This window comes from Amycolatopsis mongoliensis, from assembly GCF_030285665.1.
GTDB classification, from domain to species: Bacteria; Actinomycetota; Actinomycetes; order Mycobacteriales; family Pseudonocardiaceae; genus Amycolatopsis; species Amycolatopsis mongoliensis.
Window position 1 is genome coordinate 10,594,892 of the sequence record NZ_CP127295.1, and the last position, 13,263, is coordinate 10,608,154.

The window sequence follows — 13,263 nt, forward strand, 5'->3', positions numbered from 1 at the left end:
GTGGCGTTGGTTGCGCCCCACGCACCCAATGTGGCGTTCGGTGCGCCCCACGCACCGAACGCCACATTGGGGCGCTGGGGAACCCGGGTCAGCCGGTCCGGGTGGGCGCGCCGGAAGGCGGGGTTCCCTGGCCACCGCCCGGCAGCTGGCCCTGGCCGCCGGTTTGGCCTTCCGTCACCGACGTCGCCGTCGCCGTGTCACCCGACTCCGTCGCCACGACCGTGATCGTGTCGCCGGTCGCCAGGCCCGTCGCCTGCTCCGACGTGATCGTGTACGTCTTCGAGAACCCGTCGTCGCTCTTCGCCGTGAGCGACGTCGCGCTCAGCGCCGTCACTTCGCCGGTCTGCATGATTTTCGTGACGTAGCCACCGTTTCCGTCCGAGGACACGTACTCGCCGTGCAGCGCCGAACCCAAAGCGCCCGCGCCGCCCTGCATGCCGCCCGGACCGCCCTGCATGCCGCCCGGACCGGCGGCGCTGTCGGTCGACGCCGAAGACGACGAGGCGGCCCAGATCGCCGCTCCCCCGCCGGCCACGATCGCCACCGCGACGGCGCCCGCCGCGATCTTCTTTCCCGGCGTCCAACCCGGCCGCGGCGGCGCGCCCGGTGCCGGTGCCGCGCCCCACGTCTGGTCCGGAGTGGACGGTGCCTGCGGTGTGGTCATGGTGGTGCTCCTTAACGAGATCCTTCGGTGCGATCCACGGTGGAGCCGCTCGCTGTGTGCGGACTGTGCCTGCCGTCAGCCGTTCCTGTGACCGGAGAAACCGGATATCCGCGACCGGCCGGTCACCGCACAGCCGCCTCACAGGCAGCACACAACCCGCACACACGGCGCCGACGGACGCTTTGCCCATGGCCGCGCGAACCGTCCCGCCGCACCCCCGCCGGGGGCGCCTTTCGCTGCGCGCGAAGCTGACCGGCTCGATGGTCGTGCTGCTCACCGTCGTGTGCCTGATCGTCGGGGTGGTCAGCGAGTTCGCGCTCGACCTGTTCCTCACCCGCCAGATCGACCAGCAGCTCTCCGCCGCGGCGACGCGCTCGCTCGTCTTCGCGAGCAACGCCGCGCAGCAGCGCGGCGGGCCGCAGCCGCAGCCGGACGACCAGGCCGGCGAGCACCCGCTCGGGCAGAACGTCGGCACGGTGAGCGGCACCTTCGACGGGCAGCGGCTCGTCCACGACGACAGCATCTCCGAGCACGGTTCGCGGCTGCACCTCACCGCGGCCCAGCAGGCCCTGATGCTCTCGGTGCCCACCGACGGCAAGCCGCACACCATGTCCTTCGCCGACCTCGGCGAGTACCGCCTGATGGCGCTCCCGGTCGCCGGGACGTCCGACGTCGTGGTCACCGGCCTGCCGCTGAAGCCGGTCACCGACACGCTGCTCACCGTCGGGCTGATCCTCTTCGGCGTCGCCGCCGCGGGGGTGCTCGGCGCGGCGTTCCTCGGCGCGTTCGCGGTCCGCCGGACGCTGCGGCCGCTCGAGCGCGTCGCGGCCACCGCCGGGCGCGTCACCGAGCTGCCGCTCGACCGCGGCCAGGTGGCGCTGTCGATCCGCGTCCCGGAGTCCGACACCGACCCGCGGACCGAGGTCGGCCAGGTCGGCTCGGCACTGAACCTGATGCTCGGCCACGTCGCGCAGGCCCTGGAAGCCCGGCACGACAGCGAACTGCGCGTCCGCCAGTTCGTCGCGGACGCCAGCCACGAGCTGCGGACGCCGCTGGCCGCCATCCGCGGGTACGCCGAGCTGGCCGCCCGCGGCAGCGCGCTGGTGCCACCCGACGTCGCGCACTCGATGCACCGGATCCAGTCCGAGGCCGTCCGGATGAGCGCGCTCGTCGAGGACCTCCTGCTGCTGGCCCGGCTCGACGCGGGCCGCCCGCTGGACGTGCGCGACCTCGACCTCACCCGGCTGGTCGCCGACGCCGTCGGCGACGCCCGTGTCGCCGGGCGCGAGCACCGCTGGCTCCTGGAACTGCCCCCGGACCCGGTGCTCGTGTTCGGCGACGTCCAGCGGCTGCACCAGGTGCTGGCGAACCTGCTGGCCAACGCCCGCACGCACACGCCGCCGGGCACCACGGTGGCGACCTCGCTCGCCCGTTCGGCCGACGGCAGCGCCGTGCTCACGGTGACCGACAACGGCCCCGGCATCGCGCCGGACCTGCTGCCGGACGTCTTCGAGCGGTTCGCCCGCGGCGACTCGTCGCGCTCCCGCACCGCCGGCAGCACCGGGCTCGGGCTGGCGATCGCGTGCGCCGTCGTCGTCGCCCACCACGGCACGATCGAGGTGCACAGCCGCCCCGGCCGGACGGAGTTCGCGGTGCGCCTGCCCGTGGCCGTGCCCGCACAGCGAGTGCACAGCATCGGCACAACCCGGCCCCAGCTGGAGACCGGAAGCTGATCTCATGACCTCTGTGACATCCGGGGCTTCGCCCCGGGCCGGGGGCTCCGCCACCCGGAACCCCCGAAAAGCCGCACTCGCGTCGCGCGAAACCACCGCCGTGACCCCCTCGCCGCCCGCTCGCCGGACCTGGCACCAGCCCGCACTGGCCGTCCTGCTGCTCGGGACCGCCGTGCTCTACCTCTGGGGCCTCGGCGCCTCCGGCTGGGCCAACGCCTTCTACTCCGCGGCCGCGCAGGCCGGTTCGGAGAGCTGGAAGGCGCTGTTCTTCGGCTCCAGCGACGCCGCGAACGCGATCACCGTCGACAAGACCCCGGCCGCGCTGTGGGTGATGGGCCTCTCGGCGCGGGTGTTCGGCGTCAACGCGTGGAGCGTCCTGGTGCCGCAGGCGCTGATGGGTGTCGGCTCGGTCTGGCTGCTGCACGCGACGGTCAAGCGGACCTCCGGCCCGGCCGCCGGGCTCGTCGCCGGCCTGGTGCTGGCGCTGACCCCCGCGGCGGCGCTGATGTTCCGGTTCAACAACCCGGACGCGCTGCTCGTGCTGCTGCTGGTCGCCGGCGCCTACTGCGTGGTCCGCGCGTGCGAGAAGGCGAGCCCCCGCTGGCTCGCGCTGGCCGGGGTCGCGGTCGGGTTCGCCTTCCTGGCGAAGATGCTGCAGGCGTTCCTGGTGCTGCCGGCGTTCGCGGTGGCGTACCTGGTCGCGGCGCCGGTGCCGCTCGGCAAGCGGCTGCTGCACCTGCTGGCCGCTCTCGTCTCGACGGTCGTGGCGGCGGGCTGGTACCTCGTGGTCGTCGCGCTCTGGCCGGCCGCCGATCGGCCCTTCATCGGCGGGTCGCAGACGAACTCGCTGTGGGAGCTGGCTTTCGGTTACAACGGCTTCGGCCGGATCACCGGCGACGAGGTCGGCAGCGTCGGCGGCGGCGCCGGACGCGGCTGGGGCTCGACCGGCCTGAGCCGGCTGTTCGGCAGTGAGATGGCGGGCGGGATCGCGTGGCTGCTCCCGGCGGCGCTGCTCGCGCTGGGCGCCGGCCTCTGGTTCACCCGACGCGCGCCGCGCACCGACCGCTCCCGCGCGGCCCTGCTGCTGTGGGGCGGCTGGCTGCTGGTGACGGCGCTGACGTTCAGCTACATGGGCGGGATCATCCACCCGTACTACACGGTCGCGCTGGCACCGGCGATCGCGGCGCTGGTGGGCACGGCGGCGGTCCAGCTGTGGCGCCTGCGGTCGCGGCCCTCGGCGTCCGGCCTGCTCAGCGGTGGCGTGGCTCTGACGGCGCTGACCACGTACCTGCTGCTGTCGGGATCGACGTGGCAGCCGTGGCTGGCCCCGGCGGTGCTGATCGGCGGGCTGCTGGCGGCAGTTGCGCTGTTCTTCTCGGTCCACCTGACCCGCTGGGCGGCGTCCGCGGTGGCCGCGTTCGCTTTGGTCGTCGTGCTGGCCGGATCCGGCGCGTACACCGTGGCGACCGCGGCCACGACCCACAGCGGCGCGATCCCGTCGGCCGGCCCGTCAACGGGCTTCGGTGGCGGCCCCGGCGGCTTCGGCGGCGGCCCGCAACAGGGTCGCGGAGGCGGTTTCGGCGGCGGCCCGGGTTCGCTGCTCAGCACGACTCTTCCCGGGGCCCAGCTGACGGCGCTGCTCCAGCAGGACGCGGCGAAGTACACCTGGACGGCCGCGACGGTGCTCTCGAACGCGGCCGCGGGCTACCAGCTGGCGAGCGGGGCACCGGTCATGCCGGTGGGCGGGTTCAACGGAACGGACCCGTATCCGACGCTGGCGCAGTTCCAGCAGTACGTGGCGAGCGGCCGGATCCACTACTTCCTCGGCGACGGCATGACGATGCAGGGCAGCAGCGGCTCGGACGCGGCCCGGCAGATCGCGGAGTGGGTGGCGTCGAAGTACCCGTCGACGACGGTGGACGGGGTGACCGTCTACGACCTCACCGCAGCCGCCTGAGCACCGACGAAAGCAGGGTCAGGGCCGGATGACCTGGTCAACTCCGTGCCGCCTCCGGCACTATGGAAGTACCCGGAGAACGGAGCTTCTGCAGATGACCGAGCCCCACGTATGGCGGGCCCGATCCGCAGATCTGATCCCGTTCGCCGCAGCCCTCGGCGACGGCGGATTCCTCATCGATCGCTGGATGCGCCAGCGGAATGATCAGGGCATCCTCCTGTTCGCGTGGCTCGGCCCCCGCCCGGCCGGCTCGGTGTACCTGTGGCTGGAGGAAGCCGAAGAACCGCCGATCCGCCGGCACCTCCCGGGGGTCGCCCTGCTCACCCACCTGCAGGTTCACCCGGATCTGCGCAACCGCGGCGTCGGCGCGGCCCTGGTCGGCGCGGTGGAGCACCACCTCGTCGAACTCGGCCACGAGCGGGTCGCGCTGGCGGTCCGCACGGACAACCCGGCCGCGGCCCGGTTGTACGACCGGCTCGGCTACCGGGACTGGGGGCATGGCACGGTGACCTGCTACGCGCAGGTGACCTTGCGCAACGGCGGGGTGCTCGAAGTGCCGGAACGCTGCTACGTCCTGGTGAAAGACCTTGGCGTGATCACGCCGGCACCGCGGAGCGAGCCGCGGGCGATCGGCGCCGCGAACCCTTGTTGATCCGCCCGTCGATGCCCGGCTGCGCGAGGTGGGCGATGCCCAAGGTCACGAGCGCGTCCTCGATCCCCAGGCGGCCGCGGTGGTCGCGGCGGAGCTCCCGGATGTGCTTGCGCCAGCGCACGCAGTCCGCCTGCCAGGCTCGCAGGTACTGGACGCACAGGTCCGGCGTGATGAGATGACTGCGCCCGATCGACGCCTTGAGCGCGGCGACCATCCGGGCCTTCTGCGCGGGTTCGATGCCCGAGGCCTGCACCCGGTCGATCGTCGTGCGGATGATGTCCCGCCGCGCGTTGAGGAACTCGCTCCAATAGGGCTCGGTGGCGTCCGCCAGCCCTCCGCCGTTGTCCAGCAGGCCGAACACGCCTTCCGCGAGGGTGTCCCCGAGCTCCTCGCCGCGCGCACGGCGGGGATCGTTGTACGGGTCGTAGCCGTATTGGAACGCGGTCCCGGTGACCGCCGACGGGCGCAGCCGCAGCCCGTCGAGCAGGAAGAACCAGTCCTCGTTGTAGATGTTGGGAAAGAACGACGAGAACGCCGATTCGCCGACCGCCAGCGCACCGCCGCCGATGAACACGTCCTGAGCTGCGCCGACGTCACGGAGCGCGTGGCAGACGACCGAGTTGTCCGGCATCCCCGCGTTCGCGAGCCCGACGACCGGATACCCGGAAAGCAACCCCGCCGCGGCGGCGAGGTCGCTCGGGTTCGGCAGCGTGATGTCGTCGTCCAGGAAGAGGATCCGTTTCCAGCCCGCGAGACTCGCGAGGAGCAGGCCGAGGTTGCGCTTGAGGCTGGTGTCGACGGGCCGGCGAAACCGGCCGAGCCGCAGCAGGTTGTCGGTGGCGAACTCGGGTACCACCTGTTTCGGCAGCTCGTCCAGGTCGATGGCCGTGACCCGGACGCCCTCCCGCTTCGCCGCCAGGGCCGCGCTCGAAGCGTTGGCACGCATGCTGCACAGCAGCAACAGGTGCGCATCCAGCTGCTTCGCCGCGGTGATGGCCTGCTCGAGGTAGGCCGCCGGGCGTCCGTTGGGCACCACGATGGCGTCCAGGGGCGCGCGCGGAGCGTCCTCCGCGGCGACGTGGGTCAGCAGGTTCTGATGGGACTCGTGCTGCCGCGCGTTCATGCGGCAGCCTCGGGCCACTCGTGCAACCGGTTCTCCTCGAGAGTCCAGTCCGGGGTCAGGCCCTGCCCACCGACGACAGGCACCCGGCTGATGATGCTGAAGGATTCCATGTCGCCGAACCGCTCGCGAAGGTAGGCGGTGTTCCGGTCCAGGAACCGGGTGTCCGTCAGCGCTCTGACCGCGCCCAGCGTTCCTCGACCGTACATGCCATTGCACACGGATACCGTGCGCTTCCGGTTGAACGGAGATACGCCCCGATAGAAAAGCGCGACGTCTTCCAGCAGGTGTCCCTGCTCATCGAGCTGCGGCTCGATGAGCTTCGACTGGCCGTTCTCCTTGACACGGAACCCGCCGTGCGCGCCGGCAGCTTCGCGGCCGACCTGCTCCACCGGGAGTTCCACCCGCTTGATCACGTCTTTCGTCACGCTGTTGAAATCGACCCCGCCGAGCAGGACCAGGTGGCTGGTGTAGTCGTCGGGGTCGAGCTTGCCGCTGGTGCGGAAGGTGACAGGGTTCTCGGGGTTGCGCGCGCGGATGTGGCCGAACAGCTCGATCAATGCGTCCGGGTCCGCGTAGGTGTAGAGCGACACGAAGTCGGCGCTCTCGGGGTCCGCGTAGCTGAGGTGCCGGCGGTACTTCTCCGGGAGCTGGGCACAGACGATCGTGATCCGCTGGTCGTTTTCCTCGAAGGTCCAGAAGTCGGTCACCGCGGCCTTCGCCGAGACGGGTTCGTTGCCTTCCCGCAGCCACAGCAGCTCGTCCAGCAGATCCTTGCGCCGGTCCCGCTCCTCGTCCGTCAGTTCTTCCAGTGGGAGGATTCGCAGGGACTCGCCGTCCCACGAACGCCGCGTCGCGAACAGCGTCGCGTACGCCTCGAGCCGCCGGGCCGGCGCGCGGGTCGGCTTCTGGACGTTCTCCCAGGACGAGATCAGCGAGATGCTGAGCCCGCCGAGCGCCTGGGCCAGCTGAGCTTGCGTGAGCCCGGCGTCGGGCCACTGCTCCTCGCGCAGCCCCTTGAGGCGGCGGGCGAGCGCCCGCGACGCGACTGGGGACACAGCCTCCGCCACCCTTCAGTAAATTTCAGTAGTGCGGAAAGTGGCCTGATAGTACTCCCGGGACCTAAAGTCACGGTCGGCGACCTGCCGAAGCCGGGACTGAAACGTTACGTCGACCCGAACTCCTCCGCACCAAACGGGTAACGCCGATTCAACCTTGTTGTTCCAGGGTACTCCACCCCCTACAGTGAACTTGACTGAACTTCAGCTTCACACCTGAAGGCAGGGAGCGGGCCATGGACACTTCAGCTGACATACCCCGGCACCGGGCCATCGTTGCGGTCGACATCGAGAACTCGACCAAGCGGACGAACTCGGTGCGGACCCAGCTCCGTAATGTCCTCTTCCAGTTGCTCGACGAGGCCCTCGCGGCCGGCGGGATCGGCAAGAAGCACCGCGACCCCTTCGTCGATCGCGGCGACGGGGCGCTGTGCCTGATCCGGCCCTTCGACCAGCTGCCGAAGACGCTCCTGCTCACCACCGTCGTCCCCGCGCTGGGGGATCTGCTCGAGAAGCACGCCGAAAGCCGGCCCGAGCTCGCCTTCCGGCTGCGCGTCGCCGTGCACGCCGGTGAGGTGCACCGCGACTCGCGCGCCTCCTACGGCGAGGACGTCGACATCGCCTGCCGGCTGGTCGACGCCCCCGAGCTGAAGCGGCTGCTGGGCAAAACGACCGCGCCACTCGCGCTCGCCGTCTCGCAGGAGATCCACCGCGCCGTCGTGCGGCACGGCTACTCCGGCATCGACCGGTCCGCCTTCACCCAGCCCGTCCACATCAAGCTCGGCGAAGAACGACTCCGCGGCTGGCTCTACACGCCCGAAGTCGGCGAGCCGGAGGAGGGACTGACCGCGTAGGGACCGGAAGCGAGGTGGGACGTGGAACCGACGGGATTCTGGGCCGACCTGGCCCCGGCCGATCGCCGGATGCTGGCGGAGTCCGCCACGCGGCGCACCTACCCGCGCGGCGGGACCCTCTGCCGGGAAGGCGACCGCTCCAGCGTCGTGCTGGTGCTGCTCGCCGGGCACGTGCGGATCGTCCACGGGACGCCGGACGGGCGCGAGGTCGTCGTCGGGGTGCGCGGCACGGGGGACGTCATCGGCGAGCTGGCCGCGATCGACGCGCAGCCGCGGTCGGCGACCGTCGAAGCGCTCGACGACGTCGAGGTCCTGGAGGTCCCCGGCGACCGCTTCGCCGCGCTGTGCCGGACGCGGTCCCGGATCTCCTGGGCGCTGCTGCTCGTGCTGTCGACGCGGCTGCGCTCGGTCGGCCGTCAGTGGCTGGAGGTCGGGGGCGGCGCCGCGGCGCGCCGGGTCGCCGCGCAGCTGATGCAACTGGCCGTCCAGCACGGGGTTCCCCACGGGCGGGACATCCGGATCTCGGTACCCGCCACGCAGGCCGAGCTCGCGATGACCGCGGCGATCTCCCGCGAGTCCTGGGCGCGCGCGACGCGCGACCTGCGGCGCCAGGGCGTGATCAGCACCGGCAGAAGACAGGTGACGATCCACCGACTGGCCGAACTTCGACGACTGGCGAGCTGAATCCCGCCTTCTGTGTCAGCTGACACACAGGGTGCGGCGCGCCGGAGGTTTCCTGGATCCACGGGCAGAGGAGGGCATTCATGGACCCCTACATCACCGCACCGCGCCAGAGCCGCTGGCGCCGGGGCGTCTACGCGGCCGGGCTCGTCATCCCGTTCACCGCGACCCAGATCTGGGCACTGCTGGTCCTGCTTCGGCTGGCACCTCTCGACGGCCTGGTCGGCCAGGCCTTCGTGCTGGTCCTGCTGGGGTCGGTCGTCGCGATCTGGGCGGGGTGGCGCTGGACCTGGCGGCTCGGCCGGGACCGCGACCGCCGGCCCGAGCCCGCCCCGAAGACCCGGATCCCGACATGACGCCGGGGCTGGCGATCGTCGCGGCCCTCGTGGCCGGCATCGCCGCCGGACGTCTCTCGCGCCACCTCGGCGGCCTTCTGCGCCGCCGGCTCACCGGAAGGAACACGGAAATGACCAGCAGGCAAGCGTCGTTCCCCGCCCGGCTCTACCACTGGCGGTGGGAGATCCTGGCGGTGACGCTGCTCCCCTACGGCCTGGTGACGTTCGCCCTGTGGGCCGGCCCGCTGTGGGCGTCGGGGGTCTTCGCCGCCGCACTCGGGTGGGCGCTGCTGCGGCGCCGCCAGGTGCGGGCCCGGATCCAGGCGGTCCGGTTGCAGCACCGGCTGCGGGCGGCGTTCCCGCTGCTGCGCCTGCCCGGCGGCCGCCGCCCGGCGATCCTGTGGTCGCGCCCGCGCGGTGGCGACATCGTGGTGTCGCTGTTCGGCCGCGAGGCGTTCGAGCACCTGCACCGGAACCGCACGGTCCTCGCGGCGGCGTGCGCGGTCCCGGAGGTGTACGTCGACCGTCACCCGAAGTACGCGAGCCTCGTGACGCTGACGATCAGCCCGACCGAGGCCCCGCGTGAGCGGGCGGTGCTGCCGAGCAACGTGGTGCCGTTGCGGGCGCACAGCTAGACACCCAGCACCTCGGTGAGCAAAGTGGACAGTTCACCGCCGTGCCACGAACTGGCCGAGAACCGCTCCTGGGCGATCCCCCGCCACGGAGCGGTTCCCTCGGTCAGCCGCTTGTCCTCGGTGAGCGTCCCGATTTCCTGCACCGCAACGCTTTCCGCGCGCAAGGTCTTCTCGACGACCTTGACGTCCTCGGTCCGGACCACCGCGACCAGACCCCAGTCGCCCCACGTCTGCGCGAGGTCGAACGGGCGCAAACCGCACTGGGCGGCCACTTCGGCCAGCGGTTCGTCGAGTTCGAACTCGCCGGTGACCGCCGCGCCGAGCCCGTTCGCCTCGCCCAGCGTGCGGACCGTGGCGAACAGGCCGTCGGAGACGTCCATCGCCGCCCGTGCGTACCCGGCCAGCAGCTGTCCCGCCTTCAGCTGGGCCGTCGGACGGCAGGCGCGCTGCCAGATCTCGTCTCGGGCCGCCGCCGGCAGCGTCGCCCGTCCGGTCTCCAGCAGAGCCGCGGCCCAGAGGTAGCCCGGCGAACCGACCAGCAGCAGGCGGTCCCCGGCCTTCGCCCCGGACCGCCGCAGCCTGCTGCCCGGAGCACACCGCCCGATGGCCGTCGCGGTCAGCTGCCCGGCTCCGTCCCGGATGTCCCCGCCCGCGACCTTCGTGCCGTGCTCGTGGCAGCAGGCGTCGACACCGTCGAGCAGGCGCTCGAACTCCCGCACCGTGGTCGTCTTGGGCAGGGTGTAGTTGACGACGAGCCCGAGCGGTTCGGCTCCGGCGGCGGCCAGGTCGGACAGGTTGATCGTGGCCAGCAACCAGCCGGCGTGGAACAGGTCGGGCTCGCGCAGGATGTTGACCACCGGGGTCGGGCAGCTGTCGGTGGTCGCGACGAGCTCGCTCGGCGTGTCCACTTTCGCCAGGAACGCGCTGTCGTCGCCGAAACCTTCGGTGCCGCCGTATCTCGGCTGGAGTACTTCTCGCTGGATCCGCTGCTCACCCAGGTCGCCGAGGCGTTGCTCAAAGCTGCCGGACATGATCCGCCAATCGGGACGCGACGACCGCGTGGTCGCTCGAGTAGTTGTGCGGCATGGCGCCGTAGGGCCGCTCGCTCCCGGTCGAAGCGAACAGCATCAGGTTGCAGATCCGGGCGCCGGGGTACATCAGCACCGGGTGCCGCAGGTGGTTGACGATCTCCAGGGTGAGCACGGCGCCGGTGTCCCGGCCGAAGCCCGGGCTGACCTGCCCGCACAGCACCACGCCGATCCCCAGCCGCGCGTAGTCGCTCGTGCCGTCGACGAGACCCGCCAGGTTCTCGGAAAGGCCGATCTTCTCCAGCGTCGGCGCGAGCACGACTTCGCCGGGCTCGACGACCAGGCGCCCGCTCGCGTCCAGCGCCTTGGGGGCCAGCTCGGGGTGGGTCGACCGGTCCGCGACGTCGACCGGCCCGTGCGTCTGCAGGGAGAAGGCCTCGTGCCCGAGCCGCAGGCTGAGCGCGGCCGGCCGGATCAGCGCCGCGTCGAACGGGTCGACCCACAGCTGCCCGGTCTCGTACGCCCGCCGGATGGCCCGGTCGGTGAGGATGCCGTGCTGGTCGGGCTGCACGGACCTCATGGTGCGACCCCGCAGTCCAGCTTCGCCAGGACGGTGGTCACGAGCTCCTCGAAGTCCGCTCGCGTGAGGTCGAAGTTCGGCTGGTCGTCGCTTTCCCCGGGCTCGCAGTAGACGACGGTGGTGGACGTCCGGCGGGGACCCTGGACCACGACGGTCGCGGTGAGCCCGGCGTCGACCGGCCGTACCGTGTGGACGATCGAGGTGTCGCAGGTGTAGACGTCGCCGCTTTGGACGTGCGGCGAGGCGCGGCGCCTGAGCCGGACCTCGCCGTCGGCGACCAGGGCGGCCGGGTTCGCGGGGTCGGCGCCGTAGCGGTACCGGCGGAACGGCTTGCCGCCGTCGGCGGTTTCGGCGAACTCGACCATGTGCATCCCGGTGCCGGTCAGCACGTGGGAGGCGAACTCCCAGCGGTGGCTGTGCGGGTTGGACTCCCCGCGCGACACCGTTTCGCTGCGCGGCCAGACGTGGAGGCGGACGCGGAACTCGGGCTCGACACCGGTGTGGAGGACGATCTTCGCGAAGCCGTTGGGATGCCAGTACGAGCGTTTCGCGATCTCGGCGACGGCGGTGGGGGCGTCGGCCAGGTCGCGCAGCCACTCCGCGAACTCGCCGCGGTGGGCGCGGATGTACTCCGCGGTCGCCCGGAGCTGGTCCAGGCCGGGGCGGGAGCCGTTGCCGCGCAAGGCTTCCGCGAGCTGTCGCGGGAACGGGTGGTCGCCGTTGACCACCGGAGGTGTCGTGCTCATCGTGCGGGGATCTCAATCTGCGGCTGATGGGGGGCGGAACTGCGGCGCCGGGAAGGCCAGCGCGACCGCGCGCAGAGCCGTCACGGCGTCCAGGGTCATCCAAATGGGCAAATCGCCACTGCCCCAGGCCCACAGGCCGCGCGAGGGTTCGTAGCGTTCCCAGAGGGAATTGAGCGCGCGGCTCAGCCTGGCCACCGGCACTTGTGGCGCCTCGGCCAGCGCCTGGAGGACCCAGGCGGAGGTGAAGTGCTTGATCGTGACCCGCACGTCCGGCCGGCCGTCCGGCTGGGGCAGTGCCAGGTCTTCCGACACGCCGTCGTCGGGGTGGACCCGCTCGATGAGCCAGCGGGTGCCGATCTCGGCGGCTTCCCGGACCTCGTCGCTGCCCTGCCCGGAGCGCAGCAGCTCCCGCAGGGCCACCACCGCACGCGCGGTGTGGGCGGTGGACGGCTCCGGCGCGACCAGTCCCTCTTCCTTCTTCTCGCCCCAGAGCGGGACGCCGTCGAAGTCGAGCCGGGCCGCGAGGAGGTCGTCCGTCAGGCGCCGGGTCAGCGGGGCGTCCGGCCCGAGCCGCACCGACGTGCGCAGCGCGGCGGACAGCAGGAACGGCCGCGTCCGGGTGCGGTCGTCGAGCGAGTGCTCGAGGTGGACCAGCCCCTCCTCCGCCGAGAGGATGGTGCTGGCCTGGAAGAGCGCGCCCACGACCGCGGCCGTGACCTCGGGTCGGCGGCCCTCGGACCGGCCCTGCCAGCCGAAGTCGGAACGCTTGCCGTAGAGGTCCGTGACGACGGCATGTAGGTCGATGTAGGGCTCGCCTACCACGACCATGGCCGAGATCCCGTAGGCGGTGGCGAGCGTCGTGTGCTTGCCCCGCTTCTGGAGGTTGTGCCGCCAGCCGACCGCGCGACCGTTCTCGTCGCGGATCAGCTCTTCGGCGAGGCTGGCGCCGGCGCGGCGGAAGACCTCGAGCAGCGAGCCGCCGGTGGTCAGGACCCCGGCGGTCGCCGGCCCGGGCGAGCGGGCCGCGTCGGTCATCTCGACCAGGGCATTCGCCGCGCGGAAGTGATCGTCGAGCAACCGGGCGTTCTCCGCCGACGGCAGGTACCGCCCGGTCTCCCACTGGGTCAGGTTCGCGCGGCTGACCCCGACGATCCGGGCCACGTCCGCCTGCGTCTGCCCGGCAGCCTTGCGCAGCCGGCGCAGTTCGGCGCCCACGTCCT

Annotated in this window: 14 protein-coding genes; 7 read left to right on the forward strand and 7 right to left on the reverse strand. The window is 71.9% G+C overall.

Annotated features, from left to right (window positions below; all coding sequences use genetic code 11):
• Positions 1-88: 88 nt before the first annotated feature.
• Positions 89-664 (reverse strand): hypothetical protein, encoded by a 576-nt coding sequence (locus QRX60_RS50445; RefSeq protein WP_285998556.1) that lies wholly within the window; start codon positions 662-664, stop codon positions 89-91.
• 188 nt (positions 665-852) lie between these two features.
• On the opposite strand from QRX60_RS50445, the gene QRX60_RS50450 reads away from it, so the two are divergent.
• From QRX60_RS50450 to QRX60_RS50460, 3 genes are all read left to right on the forward strand, one after another.
• Entirely contained in the window at positions 853-2,397 is a 1,545-nt protein-coding gene (locus QRX60_RS50450) for a sensor histidine kinase (protein ID WP_285998557.1), read from the forward strand.
• Between the two features lie 100 nt (positions 2,398-2,497).
• Entirely contained in the window at positions 2,498-4,354 is a 1,857-nt protein-coding gene (locus tag QRX60_RS50455; RefSeq protein WP_286003872.1) for an ArnT family glycosyltransferase, read from the forward strand.
• Positions 4,355-4,448: 94 nt separating this feature from the next.
• The gene (locus QRX60_RS50460; protein WP_285998558.1) at positions 4,449-5,006 is read left to right on the forward strand and encodes a GNAT family N-acetyltransferase; all 558 of its coding nucleotides are present in this window, start codon (positions 4,449-4,451) and stop codon (positions 5,004-5,006) included.
• On the opposite strand, the gene QRX60_RS50465 is transcribed toward QRX60_RS50460, so the two are convergent.
• Together QRX60_RS50465 and QRX60_RS50470 are read right to left on the reverse strand one after the other, a co-directional pair.
• A complete protein-coding gene (locus QRX60_RS50465; RefSeq protein WP_285998559.1) occupies positions 4,951-6,129 on the reverse strand; it encodes a hypothetical protein in 1,179 nt (392 codons plus the stop codon). The two genes, QRX60_RS50460 and QRX60_RS50465, sit on opposite strands and share 56 nt — an antisense overlap.
• Positions 6,126-7,184 carry a helix-turn-helix domain-containing protein gene (locus QRX60_RS50470; protein WP_285998560.1) on the reverse strand — a complete coding sequence of 353 codons (1,059 nt, stop codon included), beginning with the start codon at positions 7,182-7,184 and terminating at the stop codon, positions 6,126-6,128. The genes QRX60_RS50465 and QRX60_RS50470 overlap by 4 nt, the downstream gene beginning before the upstream one ends.
• A gap of 350 nt (positions 7,185-7,534) precedes the next feature.
• Between QRX60_RS50470 and QRX60_RS50475 the strand changes: the two genes are divergently transcribed.
• The 4 genes from QRX60_RS50475 to QRX60_RS50490 all read left to right on the forward strand — a co-directional run bounded on the left by QRX60_RS50475 (position 7,535) and on the right by QRX60_RS50490 (position 9,689).
• Entirely contained in the window at positions 7,535-8,038 is a 504-nt protein-coding gene (locus QRX60_RS50475) for a hypothetical protein (protein ID WP_285998561.1), read from the forward strand.
• 21 nt (positions 8,039-8,059) lie between these two features.
• The gene (locus QRX60_RS50480) at positions 8,060-8,722 is read left to right on the forward strand and encodes a Crp/Fnr family transcriptional regulator (RefSeq protein WP_285998562.1); all 663 of its coding nucleotides are present in this window, start codon (positions 8,060-8,062) and stop codon (positions 8,720-8,722) included.
• Between the two features lie 80 nt (positions 8,723-8,802).
• Complete coding sequence (locus tag QRX60_RS50485; protein WP_285998563.1) at positions 8,803-9,075, forward strand: hypothetical protein; 273 nt, start codon at positions 8,803-8,805, stop codon at positions 9,073-9,075.
• On the forward strand, positions 9,072-9,689 hold the full coding sequence (locus QRX60_RS50490; RefSeq protein ID WP_285998564.1) for a hypothetical protein: 618 nt from the start codon (positions 9,072-9,074) through the stop codon (positions 9,687-9,689). Before QRX60_RS50485 ends, QRX60_RS50490 begins: the two co-directional genes overlap by 4 nt.
• Here QRX60_RS50490 and QRX60_RS50495 read toward each other — a convergent pair.
• Genes QRX60_RS50495 through QRX60_RS50510 form a run of 4 tightly spaced genes read right to left on the reverse strand, consistent with a single transcriptional unit; the run spans position 9,686 to position 13,258 of the window.
• Entirely contained in the window at positions 9,686-10,720 is a 1,035-nt protein-coding gene (locus QRX60_RS50495) for a thiamine-phosphate kinase (RefSeq protein WP_285998565.1), read from the reverse strand. The genes QRX60_RS50490 and QRX60_RS50495 overlap by 4 nt on opposite strands.
• Complete coding sequence (gene dcd, locus QRX60_RS50500) at positions 10,704-11,297, reverse strand: dCTP deaminase (protein WP_285998566.1); 594 nt, start codon at positions 11,295-11,297, stop codon at positions 10,704-10,706. Before dcd ends, QRX60_RS50495 begins: the two co-directional genes overlap by 17 nt.
• Positions 11,294-12,043, reverse strand: coding sequence for a hypothetical protein (locus tag QRX60_RS50505; RefSeq protein ID WP_285998567.1), 750 nt, complete (start codon positions 12,041-12,043; stop codon positions 11,294-11,296). Before QRX60_RS50505 ends, dcd begins: the two co-directional genes overlap by 4 nt.
• Before the next feature lie 12 nt (positions 12,044-12,055).
• Complete coding sequence (locus QRX60_RS50510; RefSeq protein ID WP_285998568.1) at positions 12,056-13,258, reverse strand: helix-turn-helix transcriptional regulator; 1,203 nt, start codon at positions 13,256-13,258, stop codon at positions 12,056-12,058.
• Between the last annotated feature and the right edge of the window lie 5 nt (positions 13,259-13,263).